This is a genomic window from Mixta intestinalis (genome assembly GCF_009914055.1).
GTDB classification, from domain to species: domain Bacteria; phylum Pseudomonadota; class Gammaproteobacteria; order Enterobacterales; family Enterobacteriaceae; genus Mixta; species Mixta intestinalis.
On record NZ_CP028271.1, the window covers coordinates 89,775 to 108,852 of the forward strand.

At 55.9% G+C, this 19,078-nt stretch carries 15 protein-coding genes; 5 read left to right on the forward strand and 10 right to left on the reverse strand.

Annotated elements, in window-relative coordinates:
* Positions 1-340: 340 nt before the first annotated feature.
* Positions 341-2,938: a bifunctional aconitate hydratase 2/2-methylisocitrate dehydratase gene (acnB, locus tag C7M51_RS00370; protein WP_160619643.1), complete on the forward strand. Its 2,598-nt coding sequence runs from the start codon at positions 341-343 to the stop codon at positions 2,936-2,938.
* 71 nt (positions 2,939-3,009) lie between these two features.
* Here the strand turns inward: acnB and C7M51_RS00375 are convergent, their stop codons facing one another.
* Entirely contained in the window at positions 3,010-6,732 is a 3,723-nt protein-coding gene (locus C7M51_RS00375) for a S6 family peptidase (RefSeq protein WP_160619644.1), read from the reverse strand.
* A gap of 503 nt (positions 6,733-7,235) precedes the next feature.
* Here C7M51_RS00375 and yacL point away from each other — a divergent pair.
* A complete protein-coding gene (gene yacL / locus C7M51_RS00380) occupies positions 7,236-7,598 on the forward strand; it encodes a protein YacL (protein ID WP_160619645.1) in 363 nt (120 codons plus the stop codon).
* Between the two features lie 59 nt (positions 7,599-7,657).
* On the opposite strand, the gene C7M51_RS00385 is transcribed toward yacL, so the two are convergent.
* The 6 genes from C7M51_RS00385 to C7M51_RS00410 all read right to left on the reverse strand — a co-directional run bounded on the left by C7M51_RS00385 (position 7,658) and on the right by C7M51_RS00410 (position 13,563).
* On the reverse strand, positions 7,658-8,338 hold the full coding sequence (locus C7M51_RS00385; RefSeq protein ID WP_160619646.1) for an SDR family NAD(P)-dependent oxidoreductase: 681 nt from the start codon (positions 8,336-8,338) through the stop codon (positions 7,658-7,660).
* On the reverse strand, positions 8,335-8,811 hold the full coding sequence (locus tag C7M51_RS00390) for a NanQ anomerase/TabA/YiaL family protein (RefSeq protein WP_160619647.1): 477 nt from the start codon (positions 8,809-8,811) through the stop codon (positions 8,335-8,337). The genes C7M51_RS00385 and C7M51_RS00390 overlap by 4 nt, the downstream gene beginning before the upstream one ends.
* Before the next feature lie 22 nt (positions 8,812-8,833).
* Positions 8,834-10,024, reverse strand: coding sequence for a sialidase family protein (locus C7M51_RS00395; protein WP_160619648.1), 1,191 nt, complete (start codon positions 10,022-10,024; stop codon positions 8,834-8,836).
* Position 10,025: 1 nt separating this feature from the next.
* Positions 10,026-11,441 (reverse strand): sodium:solute symporter family protein, encoded by a 1,416-nt coding sequence (locus C7M51_RS00400; RefSeq protein WP_160619649.1) that lies wholly within the window; start codon positions 11,439-11,441, stop codon positions 10,026-10,028.
* A gap of 83 nt (positions 11,442-11,524) precedes the next feature.
* Entirely contained in the window at positions 11,525-12,409 is an 885-nt protein-coding gene (locus tag C7M51_RS00405; RefSeq protein WP_160619650.1) for a dihydrodipicolinate synthase family protein, read from the reverse strand.
* Positions 12,410-12,411: 2 nt separating this feature from the next.
* Positions 12,412-13,563 (reverse strand): iron-containing alcohol dehydrogenase, encoded by a 1,152-nt coding sequence (locus C7M51_RS00410; protein ID WP_160619651.1) that lies wholly within the window; start codon positions 13,561-13,563, stop codon positions 12,412-12,414.
* Positions 13,564-13,831: 268 nt separating this feature from the next.
* Between C7M51_RS00410 and dtnK the strand changes: the two genes are divergently transcribed.
* Genes dtnK through C7M51_RS00425 form a run of 3 tightly spaced genes read left to right on the forward strand, consistent with a single transcriptional unit; the run spans position 13,832 to position 16,847 of the window.
* Positions 13,832-15,094: a D-threonate kinase gene (gene dtnK, locus C7M51_RS00415; protein ID WP_160619652.1), complete on the forward strand. Its 1,263-nt coding sequence runs from the start codon at positions 13,832-13,834 to the stop codon at positions 15,092-15,094.
* Entirely contained in the window at positions 15,084-16,067 is a 984-nt protein-coding gene (locus C7M51_RS00420) for a D-threonate 4-phosphate dehydrogenase (RefSeq protein WP_160619653.1), read from the forward strand. Before dtnK ends, C7M51_RS00420 begins: the two co-directional genes overlap by 11 nt.
* 6 nt (positions 16,068-16,073) lie before the next feature.
* On the forward strand, positions 16,074-16,847 hold the full coding sequence (locus C7M51_RS00425) for a DeoR/GlpR family DNA-binding transcription regulator (protein WP_160619654.1): 774 nt from the start codon (positions 16,074-16,076) through the stop codon (positions 16,845-16,847).
* Positions 16,848-16,889: 42 nt separating this feature from the next.
* Here the strand turns inward: C7M51_RS00425 and speD are convergent, their stop codons facing one another.
* The 3 genes from speD to C7M51_RS00440 all read right to left on the reverse strand — a co-directional run bounded on the left by speD (position 16,890) and on the right by C7M51_RS00440 (position 19,041).
* A complete protein-coding gene (speD, locus tag C7M51_RS00430; RefSeq protein ID WP_160619655.1) occupies positions 16,890-17,699 on the reverse strand; it encodes an adenosylmethionine decarboxylase in 810 nt (269 codons plus the stop codon).
* Positions 17,700-17,716: 17 nt separating this feature from the next.
* Positions 17,717-18,586: a polyamine aminopropyltransferase gene (speE, locus tag C7M51_RS00435; RefSeq protein WP_160619656.1), complete on the reverse strand. Its 870-nt coding sequence runs from the start codon at positions 18,584-18,586 to the stop codon at positions 17,717-17,719.
* A gap of 107 nt (positions 18,587-18,693) precedes the next feature.
* Positions 18,694-19,041 (reverse strand): YacC family pilotin-like protein, encoded by a 348-nt coding sequence (locus C7M51_RS00440; protein WP_160619657.1) that lies wholly within the window; start codon positions 19,039-19,041, stop codon positions 18,694-18,696.
* Positions 19,042-19,078 lie beyond the last annotated feature (37 nt).

Here is a 19,078-nt window from a genome sequence, read left to right on the forward strand (position 1 = left end):
CAACTAAACGGCGCTAAGTATAAAAATATTTATCGGCGCGGTAAATTTTCAGCCTTAACCGTACTTCAACAGAAACCGCATTTTTTTCCTTAACAAAACGGCATTAGCCATAAATTAATTTTATCGTTAATAAGATTAAAAAAATGCGGCGTCAGGCGTGGTATCAGGGAACGGGATTTGATGAGCGATGTTGATTTTTTGTAAACAGATTAACAAGTGCGGCAAATCCTGCTATGCTGGCCGACGCGAAACCGGTGCACCACCCTACATAAGCATCCCACAGATCGCCGTGAAAAAAGGTGGCCGGAACGCCCTATACAATGAGAGCGAGGAGAACGTCGTGCTAGATGAATACCGTAAGCACGTTGCCGAGCGTGCAGCCCAGGGGATCGTTGCTAAACCTTTAGATGCATCCCAAATGGCCGCGCTGGTTGAACTGCTGAAGAACCCTCCTGTGGGTGAAGAAGAATTCCTGTCCGATCTGTTAATTAACCGCGTGCCGCCAGGCGTTGATGAAGCGGCTTATGTCAAAGCCGGTTTCCTGGCTGCTGTCGCCAAAGGCGAAACGACCTCCCCTCTGGTAACTCCTGAAAAAGCGATCGAACTGCTCGGTACTATGCAGGGCGGTTATAACATCCATCCGCTGATTGAAGCGCTGGATGACGAAAAGCTGGCCCCCATTGCTGCCAAAGCGCTGTCCAATACGCTGCTGATGTTCGATAACTTCTACGACGTGGAAGAGAAAGCCAAAGCGGGCAATCCCCATGCGCAGCAGGTAATGCAGTCGTGGGCGAACGCCGAATGGTATCTGAATCGCCCGAAACTGGCAGAAAAGATTACCGTTACGGTGTTCAAAGTGACCGGCGAAACTAACACCGACGATCTCTCTCCGGCACCGGATGCGTGGTCGCGCCCTGATATTCCGCTGCATGCGCTGGCGATGCTGAAAAACGCCCGTGAAGGCATTGTCCCGGACGAGCCGGGTGTCGTTGGTCCGATCAAACAGATCGAAGCGCTACAGGCGAAAGGCTATCCGCTGGCCTATGTCGGTGACGTTGTCGGTACCGGCTCTTCCCGTAAATCCGCTACCAACTCGGTGCTGTGGTTTATGGGTGACGATATCCCTTACGTGCCGAATAAAAAAGGCGGCGGCGTAGTGCTGGGCGGCAAAATCGCGCCAATTTTCTTCAACACCATGGAAGATGCGGGCGCGCTGCCGATCGAAGTGGATGTAAACAACCTGAATATGGGCGATGTGATTGATATCTACCCGTACAAAGGTGAAGTTCGCAATCATGAAACCGGCGAGCTGCTGGCCAGCTTTGAGCTGAAAACCGATGTGCTACTGGATGAAGTTCGTGCCGGTGGCCGTATCCCGCTGATTATCGGTCGCGGCCTGACCACCAAAGCGCGTGAGGCGCTGGGTCTGCCGCACAGCGATGTATTCCGTCAGGCGAAAGATGTGGCGCAGAGCACGCGTGGCTTCTCGCTGGCGCAGAAAATGGTGGGCCGCGCCTGTGGCGTGGATGGTATTCGTCCGGGCCAGTATTGTGAACCGAAAATGACCTCGGTCGGCTCGCAGGATACCACCGGCCCGATGACGCGTGATGAGCTGAAAGACCTGGCCTGCCTCGGCTTCTCCGCCGATCTGGTGATGCAGTCGTTCTGCCATACCGCCGCCTATCCGAAGCCGGTTGACGTGCAAACCCATCACACGCTGCCTGACTTTATTATGAACCGCGGTGGCGTTTCGCTGCGTCCGGGCGACGGCATCATCCACAGCTGGCTGAACCGTATGCTGCTGCCGGATACCGTTGGTACAGGCGGCGACTCCCATACCCGTTTCCCGATCGGTATTTCGTTCCCGGCGGGTTCCGGCCTGGTCGCCTTTGCTGCCGCTACCGGCGTAATGCCGCTGGATATGCCGGAATCGGTGCTGGTGCGCTTTAAAGGTAAAATGCAGCCGGGCATCACCCTGCGCGATCTGGTACATGCGATCCCGCTTTACGCTATCAAACAGGGCCTGCTGACCGTCGAGAAGAAAGGGAAGAAAAACATCTTCTCTGGCCGCATTCTGGAGATTGAAGGTCTGCCCGATCTGAAAGTAGAGCAGGCGTTTGAACTTTCCGATGCCTCTGCTGAGCGTTCCGCTGCCGGTTGTACCATCAAGCTGGATAAAGCGCCGATTATTGAGTACCTCAACTCTAATATCGTGCTGCTGAAATGGATGATCGCGGAAGGCTACGGCGATCGCCGTACGCTGGAACGCCGTATTCAGGGCATGGAAAAATGGCTCGCCGATCCGCAGCTGCTGGAAGGCGATGCCGATGCGGAATACGCTGCGGTGATCGAAATCGATCTGGCTGAGATCAACGAGCCGATCCTGTGTGCGCCAAATGACCCGGACGATGCGCGTCTGCTCTCTGAGGTACAGAACGAGAAGATTGATGAAGTCTTTATCGGTTCCTGTATGACTAATATCGGTCACTTCCGTGCGGCGGGCAAACTGCTGGACAGCCATAAAGGCCAGCTGCCGACGCGTCTGTGGGTAGCGCCGCCAACCAAAATGGATGCGGCGCAGCTGACCGAAGAGGGTTACTACAGCGTGTTCGGTAAGAGCGGGGCGCGTATTGAGATCCCTGGCTGCTCGCTTTGCATGGGTAACCAGGCGCGTGTCGCCGATGGCGCGACCGTGGTTTCGACCTCAACGCGTAACTTCCCGAACCGCCTCGGTACTGGTGCGAACGTCTACCTGGCTTCAGCAGAGCTGGCGGCAGTAGCATCGCTGCTGGGGCGTCTGCCGACGCCAGATGAGTATCAGCAGTTTATGGCGCAGGTGGATAAGACCGCGGTGGATACCTATCGCTATCTGAACTTCAACCAGCTGAACCAATACACGGATAAAGCGAAAGAGGTGATTTTCCAGACGGCGGTGTAAACCTCCGTTATGTTAATCATCCCGATCAAGGCGGAACTCAGGTTCCGCCTTTTTTACGGCTACTTTTTGTCTCAGAAGGTGACGTTTACTCCACCGATAATGCCCCAGTCTTCCATGCCTTCTTTGCTCAGGCGGCGCTGATGCTGAAGCTTGCTGGTGACCTCCAGATTTTCTTTCAGACGCAGGCCGATATCGGTGCTGATTTGCAGGCTGTCGCCGCCCTGACCGGAGGCGAAGACCGCAGGCTGTACGCCATCGCTGATAATGGTTTCATTGGCATGACCGGGACGATGGATCAGGCGCAGATCGCTGCCCAGCCGCAGCTGACCATATTGAGCAAAATCAAGCTGGTATTGATATTTCATGCCGGTGAAGAATTGCGGCATGCTGTGCATTTTCCATGAAACTAACGCGTCATCGTTATCGGTAAACGTATCCAGCGAGAGGCGCTGATAGCGTATTCCCGCCAGCGGCGTTAGCTGATGTGAACCCGCCAGCCAGGTTTTTCCTGCTTCCAGGCCAAGGTGCCAGCCGTTAGCTCTGGGTGAGGCAACCTTACCGCGTAACGTGGTGGAGACTGAGCCATGATAGCGGTGGTAGCCAAGCGGCAGCGACAGGTTGAATCCTTTTTCATTTTCCCAGCTGAGCAGGCCGTTCAGCGACAGGGTATCAAATTGCCCCTGGCTGCTGCCGTCACGTGCACGTGGCGTTAGCTTCAGCTGGCCTTTCGCCACGCCCAGGCTAAAGGTGGCGCTTTGCTGTGAATCGTCGATAATCTGCCAGCGCCCACCCATCAGCCAGCCGTGGTAGCGGCTGTCAAAATCATAACCGTAGTTGCTGAAGCTGCCCGGCGAATGGTAATCATCGTTGCCCTTATAACCGGAAAGAAAGAAGCCGGAGGCGCTTGCCGCCACGCTGGATGACATCAGGCTCTGAATATTTTCGGCATAGCGCAGAAAAGCGGTAGGCATGGAGATATAAGCGGGTACCTGAGGGATCACTGCCGGACGCATCTGCGGTTTACTGCCTGTAGAAGGGCGGGTGTTATCCGGCTGAGGCCGGGCAGGTGGGTTATTGCCAGGTTGATTATCCGCTCCGGAAGAGGGCGGCACCGGTGGATGATTCTCTTCCGGCTGCGGCGTCACTTGCTCTGGTGATGGCGTGTGATTGTCGTTCTCTGCCAGCATGATATTTTGCAGGCGATAATCCCAGAACTGGTTGCCCGTTCCTTCGACCAGCCTTTCATCGCCGCTCGCTTTCCCAGGCGCGAAGGCGTAGAGGCCCCAGGCCCATGCGCCGCGTGCGACATAACCTCCGGCCAGCTTAACGCTGTCGGCGCTGGCTTTACCGCTCACCTGAACCACCGATACACCTTCCCGATTACCGGCAATACCGTCAGCATTGCTGTCGCTGTCGGTCCAGGCTGCTTTGGCGTTAACGCTGACCAGCACAGGATTATCCCGCTCAGTCTGTAAATCGCCGTTAATTAGCAGGCGGTCGGTAGCATTGGCGCTGAAAGCGGAATCGAGCAGCAGGTTGTTATTGAGGCCAGCGGTAAGCTGCCCGATACGCAGCGTAGACCACTCGTCAGGCTTATCGCTTTTGCCCGGCTGCAAAAATGCATCTTTGCCCATCATCAGCGAGCCCAGTTGCCCGCTGCCGGAAAGCTGTGTGCGGTCGGCCATCCACAGTGTAGATTGCATCCGTCCGTTCACTTCCAGTTCGCCAGCGTCCAGCGCGACGCCGCCCTCGGTGTTGATATTGCCGTTAAGGATAAGCAGGCCATCGCCGGTTTTTTTCAGCCACCCTTTGCCGTTAACCGTGGCATCAATACGCGAAGTCAACGCGCCCTGCGTGCTGGTGCGCTGGGCAATATCGGCATGCAGTTCACTGCTTTCGTCAGTCAGTTCGATATTACCTGCCAGTGAAGCGTGACCGTAAAGTTTTAGCGTGGCGTCACGCTCCAGCGTGGCGGAGGTATCCAGATGTCCATGTTCTCCTACCGTTAACGCCGTGCCAGACGCCACCGACAGCGAGCCAGCGTTGTACGCTTTATCATCCCAGTCGTCGCTGTAGTAAATCTTACCGGCATGCAAAACCTGCTGACCGCTAAGCTGTAGCGTGCCCTGGCTGATGGTGAGATCGTTTAATATTGCGCCGCCAGCCAGCGTCAGGCTATCGCTGGTTTTGCCCGGTCGATAATGCAGGTTGAGCTGACCGCTGCTCTCTTTTTCTCCCAGCTGACCCAGGAAAGTTTGCTGGCGTCCGGTTAGCGTCAGCTGCGCCGCCTGGCTGGTGTTATGGTTAACGATACGAGCGCCATCATCGTTATGTTTGATCTCGCTGAAGCTCAGCGCATTGCCGTTGAGATCGAGCGTGCCGCCGCGATAGCCGAAGCGAATATTATCACTACCGATCTGATCGGCGCTGTTTAGCACTACCGTAGCGCGCCCGCTGACCAGCGTGATGGTGGAAAACGCCTGCTTATTACCCGCGTTATCTGCCTGCTGATCGAGGATGACGGTGCCGTCGCCAACGTTTAATGAACCGGCATTCATCCCGCTGGCGTTGATATGCAGCGTGCCTGCGCCAATCTTATGCAGGGCATCACCTTTCAGGCCGTTAACCTGCCAGAGCACGGTGCGATCCTTATCCACTTCCACGCCGCCGCCAACCCAGGTGGCATCTTCTCCGGCAGCGCTGCGCAGTTGATAATCAGCGGAGAACTGGAGCTTGCCCGCGCCCATATTAATAGCGCGATCGAGCACAATGGTGCCGCCGTCGCCGTCAAAACGCAGATCTTTTGTGGCATCCAGCGCCTCGTTGCTGGCTGCTGAAGGGGCGCGGCTGGCGTAGCTTTCCTCAAGGCCGTGCCACTGCCACTGGCTGTTTCCCTGCGTAATGGCGCTGCTGTTCCAGTGAATATCCCCGTGCTGGACGTTATCCTTTACGTCAGGAGCGCTGTTGGCGGCGATGACGCTGTTAATCCATGAATCTTTAATCATCGCGGCGGAGAAACCGCGTCCGTACAAACCTTTACCGTCGGTTCCTACGTGTACCCCAACCAGTTTCCACTGCTTATCCAGGCTATCATAGGCAAATATCGGGCTGCCGCTGTCGCCGCCCTGAGTACCAAGAGAAAGCGGGCTGCTAAAGGCGCTGTCTGGCGACCAGAACGCCCAGCGCAGCATCGAGTTAATTTTCATTCCATCGGAGGAAATGGTGCCGCCCGCTTTCCATTTATAGGCGGCAGACAACGATAGTAACTCGCTGCCATCGTCGTTAATCGTTCCGTGCTTGCCCGCACCCACGCGTACCACCCACGGAAAGCGAGACATATTTTTCTCTTTAGAGAGTTCGCTGTAGCCAATGTAAGGAGTCGGTGCTGCATCGGTAACCACCTTATTCAGGCGCGGAACGTGAAAATCGATAGCGGGATCGTTATTGCGATTAATCAGCGTATAGGTGGTAGCGTATTTGGCGTTATTGCCCCATGTTGAATTTTTATATCCGCCGTTATGCCTGACGCCCACAATATAAGAAGGGGAGATAAGCGTGGCGTAACCGGTGCTGTTTACCATACCCATATCGGGCATAGGAAAATCGAGATAGCCTGACAGCGTATTATCTTTACGGTATACCGGGGTGAACTGGGCTCCGGGGCGATATTTCCCTAAATTCTCTCCAAAATCGCGGTAATCCTGCGTATCAATATCATGGCGAAAAATAGCGGCATTAACCGTAAGCGAAACAAGCGCGCTGCCCCAACAGAGGCGGCGTAAAAGATACTTCATTATCATATCCTTATGAATGAAATAATTAACAGCAGCAATAATCGGTAATGATGAGAGGGTTATGAAAATAGTTATGTCCCGCTAATAAAATAAGGCGCGAACGCCGTTAATAAAAGCATTTTTTCTAAGGAATGATTCAGAAGCGATTTTTTATTTTCAGATGAGAAGCATGCTGCAAATAACGCAAAATAATTTCAGCTTATTCAGAGATTGCCTGCATCATTGATCACTCTTTCTAATTAGATTGCGAATGGCTGGAATCAATTTCCTGACGATACTAGGAACTTTCTTTTTGAGTTTACTCTGCTTAAGGTAGTGGAGTGGTCGCGTTTGGTTCGCCGTTTTCTGATGGGGTGCCTCTGCCGTTGTTATCTGACAGAAGCAATATTTATCCGGCACGCGCTGTTTTTTACCGGACGGGCTGCGATAATGCGCGTCAAAGGGCGCGATGGTTCACCGGGTGCGAAGCCGTGCCCGCCAGCGCTGAGGTTGAGGACAGAAAGATGGAATACGAATTTTTACGTGACGTTACCGGCCAGGTGAAGGTACGTATGAGTATGGGCCATGAGGCGGTCGGTCACTGGTTTAACGAAGAAGTTAAAGGCAACATAGCGCTGCTGGATGAGGTTGAAGCCGCTGCGCAGAGCGTTAAGGGTAGCGAACGTGAGTGGCAGCATCAGGGACATGAATACACGCTTTCACTGAATGGCGAGGAGGTGATGATTCGCGCTAATCAGCTAGAGTTTGATAATGATGAGCTGGAAGAAGGGATGAGCTATTACGATGAAGAAAGCCTCTCTTTCTGCGGTATGGAAGATTTTCTGGCGGTGATTGCCGCCTGGCGTGCCTTTATGCAGGGACGCTAAAAAAGCAGGGCAGCTGACACCGCCCTGTAGACCGATAAAAATGACGGGATATTGCACGGCTAGCTTAGTGAGGCACCGCCGCAAATGACGATCTCCTGGCCGGTAATCGCGGCGGCGGCGTGGGAGAGCAGAAAACTTACCAGCGCCGCCACTTCGTCAGGCTGGATATAGCGTCCGATCGGAGGGCGCTGCGGTGGCGAACTGGCCCGTCCCGGCTGTTTCAGCATCGGCGTTTCCGTCGCGCCAGGAGCCACAACGTTAACGGTCACGCCGCGCGGAGCCAGCTCTGCTGCCCAGCTGCGCGCCATTCCTGTTATCGCCGCTTTGGTCGCGACATACTGGCTGCGTCCCGCCGCGCCGCGTGAGGTGCGACTACCGATAAGCACGATGCGCCCGTTGCCGGGGAGTCGATCGATCAAACCGTTAGCAATGAACTCCGCCACCCGTACATGCAGATGCCACAGCCGTTTGCTGATGTTGCTGTCCAGCGCGCCCAGCTCTGCCGCCTGCATTATTCCGGCGGCGTGAATAAACGCATCGGGCGCAGGCAAAGTGGGCAGCAGCGCGGCCAGGGCCGCCTCGTCATACAGATCGATAGCGATATTACGCAGCGCGGGATGCGCCTCGCCGCTGGCCGTGCGGCTCAGTCCGGTCACCTGCCAGCCTTCGCGCAGCAGCCGTTCAACGATGGCGCGACCGATGCCGGAGCTGGCACCGGTTACCAGCGCATGACGCTTCATGACGCTCTCCGTAGCATCTCAACCGGTACTTTGAAGACCGCTTTTCGTACCCGCGCCGGCTTATCTACCGCACACAATGCCTGATGCGCCTCACCCGGCGCGAAAACAGCAAAGTCGCCCGGTTGCAGGTGTAGCTGCTGACGCAGCGTTGGCTGTGTAAGGATAAACAGATCGGGTTTGCGTTCCTCCGCTGGTGCTGCGCTGACATCAGCAACGTCGTAGCGAATAATCTCTTCTCCCGCCAGCACCACCTGAATATCCAGCCAGCGCCGGTGATATTCTGTATGCCGCTGGGCAGCGGGCGAGGTTTCACTGTCGCCGATATTGCAGAACCAGCTGGCACCTTCCGGCTGTAGCCGTCCGTCCGGTGCTGCCTGGAGCGCCGCCAGTGAACATTCCGGACGCGCCAGCAGATCGTGCAGCACATCAGGCAGCGTTGCCAGCGCCAGCGCGTTCAGGTTGCCTGTAATCATCGGTTTCTCCTTTATTTGCGATTCAACCCGTTACCCAGCTTTCATCAACGCAGGTGTATTTAATTGCCTGACGATGCCAGGTCCAGGCAATATGCAGCTTGCCGTCCAGCCCCTGCTTGATGCTGGGATAGGAGAGCTCGCGGTTCAGGCGCTGCTGCGAGTTATTCGTCATGCAGTAGCCGTCACCTTCCTCCAGATTGCGCTGCCACGGCCAGCTTCTGCCGCCGTCTTTCGAGATCGCCAGCGTCATCGGCGCACGCGGCGCGCCCCAGAACGCGGTACGTCCGGTATGCGTGACCGGCTGAGTGGCGCTAACCGATGCCGTTGCTTCTTCTTCCTCATCCTCAATCTCATCGTAGAGCGAGGTACGACGTTCGCTGGCACCTTCCGCGCTCATGGCGTTGAACACCAGCGCGAGATCGCCATTGGCAAGCGCGGTGACCTGAATAGAAGAGTTGTTATTCGGCAGCTCGGTAGGTTGTGGCGCGCTCCAGCTCTGACCGCCGTCGGTTGAGCGGCTTTGCCAGATATGATCCGCCCAACGGCTGCGATAGAGCGCCAGCAGCGAACCGTCCTTCAGCAGCACGATATTCATATGAACGCAGCCGACACTGTCGGGAACCGCCACATCCTGCCAGCTACGCCCGTTATCGCGTGAGATTTTCACCGCGCTGACATCATCGTTGCCCACCCATTTTTCGCCCGGCTGTGTACGGCAGTAGAAAACCGGCAGCAGCCAGGCACCGTCCGGCAGTACCACGATCGGCTGGCGGATAAAGGTGCCGGGCTTATCGAGCAGCGTGCCGATCTCGCCCCAGCTGTTGCCCATATCCAGCGACTGGCGATAGCGCACGATCGCCGTATCCTGATTGCCTGACTTCTGTGCGGTCCACAGCAGCCACAGCACATTATCCGGCGCGAGGAACAGCACCGGATTTTGTTCAGAGCGGCTGGGATCGTCAGAGAGCTTACGCGCTTCGCTCCAGCGGCTGGCACCCTTGTTCAGACGTGAGCAATAGATCGAAATATCAGCGATGCCTTCCTGAGTGCCGCCAAACCAGACGCACAGCAGGTCGCCGTTTGGTAACGGCAGCAGGTTTGCTGCATGGTTTTGCGGACAGGCGGAAGGCAGCATCGCCATCAGGCGCTGCGGATCGCCCTCAACCTGAGTAAGCTGACCGTCAAAAGGAAGAGTAGGGGTTGCTTGCGTCATTTCAGGCTCCACTGTTTTGCATATTACGTTTGTTTTTTTCTACCGGCTGTTTCTGCGGGATAAGGTGATCCAGCCCCATAATGATCGCCGGGGTAATCAGGGCGATATACATATTGTTGACGCCGAACGGATCGCCCAGCAGATACCACACCGAGGTTACGACGCAGGCACCGATCAGTCCGGCGTTAGCGCCGCGCGTGCTTTTAAAGAACGGCAGGTAGAACGCCATCATCGCTACTACGGAAATCGACAGACGAATGGCGCGGGTAAAGAAAGAGAGCTTAAGCACTTCCGGGACAAACAGGACAAACAGCAGCGGCAGGAAGCCGATTGCCAGCGACAGCCAGCGCGTCATTTTAAATTCACGTTCCGGCGTCGGATTACGCATCGGCACATAAAAATCTTTGACGATCAGCGAGGCGATAGCCAGCGCAACGGTACTGACGCTCACGAAAATGGAGGCGACCAGCGAGGTGGTGACCAGGCCTGCCAGCCACGGACTCATATCCTGGAGGAAGACCGGCAGAGCGTAGAGGCTGTTGATGTTGGGGTGCAGATATTTTGCTGCTACGCCGATAATGGCGATAGCGATAGCGATCGGCAGACAGAAGATAAAGGCGATCCAGGTAGCACGCTTCGCTGAGGCGGCGCTTTTCGTTGAGGAAATCGCCTGGATAACGAACTGGGTACAGAAAATCGAGCCGATAGTACCGATAAGCCAGGCGAAAATCGTACCCGCGCCGACGTTGCCATCCCAGGTCCAGTAAAATTTCGGCATCTGTTCAACCATCGGTGACACGCCGCCGGTCATATGCAGCGCCACGCCGAGGATCACCAGAATCCCGAAATATTTCATCGCGCTGTGCAGCAGCGTTACCCACGCCATCCCCTTCATTCCGCCAAAAGCGAAATAAAAGGTACTGACGATAGCGGTAATAAAGGCGGCTACCGGCAGATTGACTTTTAATACCGTGGAGATCGCCGCCGCGCCGCTGACATAATTGCCGACGTTCACCAACAGCAGCGCGTAAATCATAATGATGGAAATAATATTTTTGGTGGAGGTGCCATATTTCTCCGCAATTGCGCCGGAGATAGTAATTTTGCCGGTGTTATAAATACGTTTCACCAGCAGCATACCGAATAGCGGAAAGCCGATCGCCGCGCCGATAACCGACCAGGAGGCGGCGAAGCCATTTTCAAATGCCGCCTGTGCGGTGCCGATAGTTGATTTTGCACCAATATATTCGGACATCAGCATAATACCGACGATAAACGCCGGCATAGCGCGTGAACCTTCCATGAAATCACCGGCGCTTTTACTGCGCAGACGCCAGGTTAACCAGGTGGTAAATAAGATATACGCAATCACTATTCCTATAATGATTAACGTATCTGTTGCAGTAAATTCCTTCATTATTGCCTCTCTCAGACGTAATGAACCCTGAGGCCGATATTCCGGCCTCTTTTTTCACGTAAAAATGCAGACGTTTGTTTTTGTTATTGCAGGTACTGCTTCACAATCTGGCGAATCCGCTGTTCATCGGCGGCGCTGAACTGCACCGCATAGCGGCTTTCGCCGACATCGTGTCCCAGCAGCGCCACCGCTTTTTTCACCGCGGCGGGAGAGAAGGCGACGCTGTAGAGATCGGTGCGCAGGCCGGTAACGTTCTCCTGTGCCTGACGGGAAGCATCCAGCTCACCCGCGTTAAAGTGTCGCCAGATAGCGTTGATTTCACGCGGCGCGACGTTTGCCAGGCCGGAGATACAGGCGGAGCAGCCCTCAACAAAGCCACGGTGGATCAAAGAGTCGGGGCCGTTCAGCACGTTGAAATTGTCCAGCCCTTCAGCCGCCTGTAAAAATCCGCTCAGGCTTTCATAGCTGCCTGCGCTGTCTTTAATGCCGATAATGTTCGGATGTGCTGCCAGCGTGCGCACCGTTTCCGGCTGGAGCGTGTTGCCGGTGCGTGCCGGGATATTGTAGAGAAACAGCGGTACTTCCAGCGCATCTGCTACCTGTTGGTAATGGCGGATCAGTTCTTCCTGCTTCAGCGGCACAAACCACGGCGTAATGGCGGAAACCGCGTCTACGCCCAGCCGCGCCACCTGTTGGCCCAGGCGGATGGTCTCGCGCGTGGAGATCTCGCCAATATGCGCCACTACCGGTGCGCGTCCCGCCGTTTCATCAACGCAGGTTTCGGTAACCAGCAGTTTTTCCCGCTCGTTCAGCACGAAAAACTCGCCGTTGGTGCCGCCGCAGAAAATACCGTTGCCCGCGTCAAGCTGACGCCGTACCTGCTGGCGCTGGGCGTCCGGGTTAAACGCGCCCTGCGCGTCAAATGTAGTGACAATGGCGGTCAGCACGCCTGCGATTTTCTTTTTCATCGTTACCTCTGCGTCGATGTTGGGAACAGGGTCAGGTAGATGTCCCGCACCATGTCGGCGCTAACCTCGGTGGGAACGTTCTTGATCAGGCGCTGCACTTCCAGCGCCGAGGTGACCAGTGCGGGCAGCTGATCGGCCCCAATACCCAACTCTTCAAGGCTGGCGGGCAGCTTCAGGCGGCGCACCAGCGCGGCGAAATAATCCACCAGCGCGTGGGATTTTTCTTCCTCATTCAGGGTGGTATCGGCGTTGGGCAGCAGATCCCACGCCTGCGCGAATTTGCTCACCGCTGCCGGGCGCACGGCCCGCATGCAGGGGGCCAGCAGAATGGCATTTGCCACGCCGTGCGGCAGATGATATTTGCCGCCCAGCGGGTAGGAGAGGGCATGTACCAGGTGCGTACCGGCATGCGCAATCGCCGCGCCGCCGTAATAAGAGGCCCACAGCATATCCAGTCGCGCTTCCAGGTTATGCGGCTCGGCGACGCTGGTTTCCAGGCTGGCGAATAATTTTTTCAGGCCGATCAGCGCATAGTTATCGCTAACCGGGTTTGCCACCGTAGCGGTAAAGCATTCAATCAGATGACAGAGCGCATCAATGCCGGTGGAGGAGGCGATATGAGGCGGCATACTGGTTGTTAGCTCCGGCACCAGCGCCACGTAATCGGGCAGCATGACCGGCGAGATAATCCCCACTTTGGTCTGCTGTTCCGGAATTGCCAGAATGGCGTTCGGGGTGGCTTCTGAACCGGTACCGGCGGTGGTAGGGATCAATAGTGAAGGCAGGCGCGCGGTGGGTTTTACGCCGTTCAACAACGCCTCCAGCGTCGGCGCGTCCGGCGCACGCAGTACCGACAGCAGTTTCGCCACGTCCAGAACGCTGCCGCCGCCGACGCCGATAACCATCTCTACCTGATCGCCTTCAATATCACTCAGTAGCGCGGCCACGTCGTGCTGGCTTGGTTCGGGCGGTACGGTATCAATGAGGGTGAACGTCGTCGCCTGACGGCGCAGCCGTTCAATCAGTTCCGCCACCGCAGGAATCGCGATGATGTTCTTATCCGTCACCAGCAGCAGGTTGCGCCGGTTCTGCATCAGATAGCTGATGTCATTAAGCGCCTGGTAGCCGCTGATAAGGGTGCTGTTGATGTTCATAAAATCTGCTTTTCCTCTCGTAAAGCCGGGGCCGTTTAAGAAAATGATTACATTTCATCAGATTCAAAAAATGGCCTGTGCACGGTTGCCCAAATTTATAGGGTATATCGCTTTTTATTAATTTGAGATTGCTCACATTTAATCAATCATGATTGAATATAATCAATTCACGGTCTGGAATTAGCCTTCCTGGCACGACGAGGGGATATGAAGAACGATGGCAACCACCCTGCTGGCGAAGCAGTAACGCAGTGAACAAGGAGAGGCTATGAAATTGCTGGTCATTGCTGATGACTTTACCGGTGCCAACGACACCGGCGTTCAGCTGGCAAAGAAGGGAGCGCATACCGAAGTAGTGTTCTCTTTACAGCAGAAACCTTCAGCACGCGCCGATGTGCTGGTAGTGAATACCGAAAGCCGCGCCTGTGACGCTGAAGCAGCGGCACAGGCGGTAACGGCGGCGCTGGCTAACTGGCAGCAGCCAGAATTGCTGATCTACAAAAAAATTGATTCCACTTTTCGCGGCAACGTTGGCGCGGAAATCGAAGCGGCGCTGCTTGCCAGCGGCAAATCGCTGGCGCTGGTGGCGGCGGCTATTCCCGGCGCGGGCCGTACCACGCTGGAGGGCGAATGCCTGGTTAACGGCACGCCGCTGGCACAAACCGAGTTTGCCAGCGATCCGCGCACGCCCATTGTTGCTTCACGGATTAAAACTATCCTGGCGCAGCAAAGCGCATTGCCGGTAACGGAAATTACGCTGGCGTCGCTGCACAACGGCGAGCTGCCCGCGCTGCTGCGTCAGTATCAGCAAGGTACGCCCACCATCGCAGTGGTGGATGCGTTAACGGAGCAGGATTTAACCCACATTGCCACCGTAGCGCTGTCGTTATCGCAAACGCCGCTGCTGGTAGGGGCAGCCGGACTGGCCAGCGCGCTGCCGGTTAGCGCCTGGCTGCCCGCGCAGCAAACCTTACCGGTGCTGGTGGTTGCCGGTTCGATGAGCGAAGCCACCCGCCGTCAGGTTGAGCTGGCGCTGCGCAGCCAGCGCGCGCAGGTGGTTGAGCTGGATGCGGCGCAGCTGCTGCAGGCCGATGAGGACGCGATTCAGGCGCTGGCGCGCCAGGCGTGCGCGCAGCTGGCTGTGGGACAGCACTGTATTTTACGCACCAGCCGCAACACGACGGATCGCCATCAAATAGAGGCGCTGAGCCAGCAGTTTCGGTACAGCCGCGCGGCGCTGGGCGAACGGCTCAGCCAGCGGCTGGGCGAACTGACGCTGGCAATTATCGGCCAGGCCCGCATCGGCGGCCTGTTTCTGACCGGCGGCGATATTGCTATTGCGGTGGCGCAGGCGCTGGGCGCTGAGGGCTATCGCATCCAGCAGGAGGTTGCGCCCTGTATTCCATGTGGCCGCTTTATTAACAGCGAGCTTGACGATCTGCCGGTGATTACCAAAGCCGGGGGTTTTGGTTCAGAGAGTACGCTTTGTGACGCGCTCTCGTTTATTGAGGAGATGTACAGTGACCACTAAGACAATTGCCGTAACCATGGGCGATCCCGCCGGTATCGGCCCGGAAATTATTGTCAAAGCGCTTTCTGAGGGGGAATTAAACGGTGCGCCCGCGGTGGTGGTGGGATGCCTGGAGACGCTGAAGCGCATTATGACGCAGGCCAACCTGCCGCCCGTTGAGCTGCGGGAAATCAATCGCGTCGCCGACGCGCAATTTACGCCGGGCGTGATTAACGTGCTCAATGAGCCGCTGGCCGATCCGGCGTCGCTGGTTGCCGGTAAAGTACAGGCACCGGCGGGCGATCTTGCCTGGCGCTGCGTGCGCCGTGCCGCCGAGCTGGCAATGGCGGGCGAGGTTCACGCTATCGCCACCGCGCCGCTGAATAAGGAAGCGCTGCACGCCGCCGGGCATCTCTATCCTGGTCACACCGAACTGCTGGCACAGCTGACCGGCAGTAAAGATTATGCGATGGTGCTCTATACCGATCGGATGAAAGTGATTCACGTGTCTACCCATATTGCGCTGCGTAAGTTCCTCGATACCCTCAGCCAGTCGCGCGTGGAAACGGTAATCGGTATGGCGGATACTTTCCTGCGTCGCGTTGGCTATACCCATCCGCGTATCGCAGTGGCGGGCGTTAACCCGCACGCGGGCGAAAACGGGCTGTTCGGCGATGAAGAAATCCGTATCGTTGGTCCGGCGATTGAAGCGATGAAGGCGAAAGGCATCGATGCTTATGGTCCTTGTCCACCGGATACCGTTTACCTGCAATGTCACGAAGGGCAGTACGATATGGTGGTGGCGATGTATCACGATCAGGGCCACATTCCGCTGAAGCTGCTGGGCTTTTACGATGGCGTCAATATTACCGCCGGGCTGCCCTTTATCCGCACCTCGGCTGACCACGGCACCGCGTTTGATATTGCCTGGACAGGTAAAGCGAAGTCTGAGAGCATGGCGACCTCGATTCAACTTGCGATGCAACTTGCATAGGGAAAGATGAAAGGACAAAGTCGCCTCGACCAGATTATGGATTATTTAAAAGGCCATAATCTGGTTACCGTTGATCAGCTGGTAACGGCTGTTTGCGCCTCGCCAGCGACCATCCGCCGCGATCTGATCAAGCTGGATCGCGAGGGCGTTATCAGCCGGACACACGGCGGCGTCACGCTGAATCGCTTTATTCCTGAACAGCCCACGACTTCAGAAAAAATTCAGCGCAACCTGGCAGAAAAGCAGGCGATTGCGTATGAAGCTGCTGCGCTGGTAAAAGCGGGCGATGCGGTAGTGCTGGATGCGGGGACCACCATGCTGGAGCTGGCGCGCCAGCTGACGCATCTGCCGCTGCGCGTGATTACCGCCGATCTGCATATCGCGCTGTTTCTCTCTGGGTTTCGCCAGATAGAGGTGACCATTATCGGCGGGCGCATCGATGATTCCAGCCAGTCGTGCATTGGTGAACATGGACGTCGCCTGCTGCGCGCCATCCATCCCGATATCGCTTTCGTCAGCTGTAACTCCTGGAGTCTGGAGAAGGGCATCACTACGCCGACGGAAGAGAAAGCGGGGCTGAAGCAGGATCTGCTGGCCAACGCCCAGCGGCGCGTGTTGCTGGCAGACAGCAGTAAATATGGTTCCTGGTCGCTGTTTTGCGCAACGCCGTTGCAGACGTTAACCGACGTGATTACCGATCGGCGGCTAAGCGAGGAGGCGCAGGAGCGGTTGAGCAGAGAACCGTTTCAGCTAACGTTAGCCGCGTCTGGCGCGCTGTAGATGAATCGGGGCGGCGAATACCGCCCCCAACATTAACGCCGTTTACTGCGTTCTCAGGCCGATGGCAGGGATATTGCGACCATAGTAGATCTCACGCATCTCTTTCCATAACAGATCGGTAATCCGCTTGTGTTCCTGCGGGCTTAACGCTTCCGGTCGGGTATTGAACAGATAATGTTTAAGATCGAATTCTTTCAATAACATCTTAGTGTGAAAGATGTTTTCCTGATACACGTTCACGTCGACCATGTCATACATCGCCTTCATATCCTCCGACATAAAGTTCTGTATGGAATTGATCTCGTGATCGATAAAGTGCTTCACGCCGTTAACGTCACGCGTAAAGCCGCGCACGCGATAATCGACGGTAACGATATCCGATTCCAGCTGATGAATCAGGTAGTTCAGCGCCTTCAGCGGCGAGATCACGCCGCAGGTAGAGACTTCGATATCGGCGCGGAAGGTACAGAGCCCGCCTTCAGGATGGCTTTCCGGGTAGGTGTGAACGCAGATATGGCTTTTATCAAGATGGGCGACCACCGAGCCTGGTAGCGGGCCTGGGTGCTCAGAGTTATCGATATCCTTTGGATCGATCGGCTCTTCGCTGACCAGAATGGTGACGCTCGCGCCCTGCGGTTCATAATCCTGACGTGCGATGTTCAGCACGTTAGCGCCGATAATTGAGCAGGTTTCGCTGAGGATTTCAGTCAGGCGGTTGGCATTATATTGCTCATCAATATAGGCAATATAGCCGTCACGTTCGGCCTCACTGTGCGCATAGCAGATGTCGTAGATACAAAAACTCAGGCTTTTTGTCAGATTGTTGAAGCCATGCAGTTTCAACTTTTGCAATTTAGTTCACCTCCTTATCAATGCCCGGTCGCTGGCGACAGCGCATTCAACAGATATTGCGGCAGAGCAAAGCTGCCGGTGTGGATTGCCGGATTATAGTAGCGGCAGGTTAAGTTCGCGGTGGCGAAACGCGTCTGTAATGTGGCGTGATCGATCTGACGCAGCGCGGGATTATCGCTGGCCCAGGCGAAGGTCATAATGCCGCCGTAATAGGTAGGGATTGCCGCCTGGTAGAAGCTGACATCGCTAAAGTAGTGGCTCAGCTTGCGATGACTGCCGACCGCTTCGTCCTGTTGCAGGAAGCTGACGCCATTCTGCGCCACGAAAATCCCGTTTTCATTCAGGCAGCGTTTACAGCCTGCATAAAACGCCGAGGTAAACAGGCTTTCGCCCGGCCCTTGCGGATCGGTACAGTCGGAAATGATCACATCAAACTTTTCGTCGCTCTGGCTGACGAAATTCACGCCGTCATCGATCACCAGACGGAAACGGGGATCGTCATAGGCACCCGCGCTGTGGTTTGGCAGATACTGGCGGCAGAACTCGACCACGCCTGCGTCGATCTCAACCATGGTGATCTGCTCCAGCCCGGTGTGACGGCTGACTTCACGCAGCATACCGCCGTCACCGCCGCCGATGATCAACACCTTTTTGGCGTTGCCGTGGGCCAGCAGCGGCACGTGCGTTAGCATTTCGTGGTAGATGAATTCGTCGCGCTCGGTGGTCTGCACCACGCCGTCCAGTGCCATTACGCGTCCGAAGGCGGCATTTTCGAAGATGATGAGATCCTGATGCTCGGTTTTCTCACGGTAAAGCACCTTGTCTACCGTGAAATATTGTCCGAAGCCGGCATGAAGGGTTTCATACCAAATTTCATTTTGGGCCATGTTGGGACTCTCCTCAGAACAGCCATGAAAATTGGGCGGCACATCATAGCTAACTCCGGCGGGTGATGCACGGCCAACTTTACATCAGGAGAGTCTCAGGTTAACCATTACTTAACGTAAGCTAACAGGCTGAGCGAATCACGCGCCAGCGACTTACATTTTTTATCGTTGGAAACGGCGATGCCGCTCAGGTCGCGATAGCTATCCTCACCCAGCGCCTTCATGTTATAGCTGGCGTAGTTAGCCAGATCCCAACGGTTCTGCTGGGCGAAAAAGACCAGCGCCTTGCGGATCTGAGCGTCTGGCAGATCCTGATAGCCGCAGTCGTTTTTAAGATAGACAAATACGGCGGTCAGATCCGCCAGATCTTCCGCTTCGGATTCACTAAGCGCAAAGCTGGCAGAGGAGAAGCCGAGAAGCCCCGATAACAACAGAGCCTGGATGCCTTTCTTCATAATCATTCTCTTAAAATTGCAGTCACCTGACGTTAGC

What these genes read in the sequence shown, in the direction of transcription:
- C7M51_RS00390 (WP_160619647.1), bottom strand. Translation starts at nt 8,811, where the DNA reads ATGATTACAGGCAACCTGAACGCGCTGGCGCTGGCAACGCTGCCTGAT.
- C7M51_RS00440 (WP_160619657.1), bottom strand. Translation starts at nt 19,041, where the DNA reads ATGAAGAAAGGCATCCAGGCTCTGTTGTTATCGGGGCTTCTCGGCTTC.
- C7M51_RS00425 (WP_160619654.1), top strand. Translation starts at nt 16,074, where the DNA reads ATGAAAGGACAAAGTCGCCTCGACCAGATTATGGATTATTTAAAAGGC.
- C7M51_RS00405 (WP_160619650.1), bottom strand. Translation starts at nt 12,409, where the DNA reads ATGAAAAAGAAAATCGCAGGCGTGCTGACCGCCATTGTCACTACATTT.
- dtnK (WP_160619652.1), top strand. Translation starts at nt 13,832, where the DNA reads ATGAAATTGCTGGTCATTGCTGATGACTTTACCGGTGCCAACGACACC.
- C7M51_RS00410 (WP_160619651.1), bottom strand. Translation starts at nt 13,563, where the DNA reads ATGAACATCAACAGCACCCTTATCAGCGGCTACCAGGCGCTTAATGAC.
- C7M51_RS00385 (WP_160619646.1), bottom strand. Translation starts at nt 8,338, where the DNA reads ATGAAGCGTCATGCGCTGGTAACCGGTGCCAGCTCCGGCATCGGTCGC.
- C7M51_RS00400 (WP_160619649.1), bottom strand. Translation starts at nt 11,441, where the DNA reads ATGAAGGAATTTACTGCAACAGATACGTTAATCATTATAGGAATAGTG.
- yacL (WP_160619645.1), top strand. Translation starts at nt 7,236, where the DNA reads ATGGAATACGAATTTTTACGTGACGTTACCGGCCAGGTGAAGGTACGT.
- speE (WP_160619656.1), bottom strand. Translation starts at nt 18,586, where the DNA reads ATGGCCCAAAATGAAATTTGGTATGAAACCCTTCATGCCGGCTTCGGA.
- C7M51_RS00375 (WP_160619644.1), bottom strand. Translation starts at nt 6,732, where the DNA reads ATGAAGTATCTTTTACGCCGCCTCTGTTGGGGCAGCGCGCTTGTTTCG.
- C7M51_RS00395 (WP_160619648.1), bottom strand. Translation starts at nt 10,024, where the DNA reads ATGACGCAAGCAACCCCTACTCTTCCTTTTGACGGTCAGCTTACTCAG.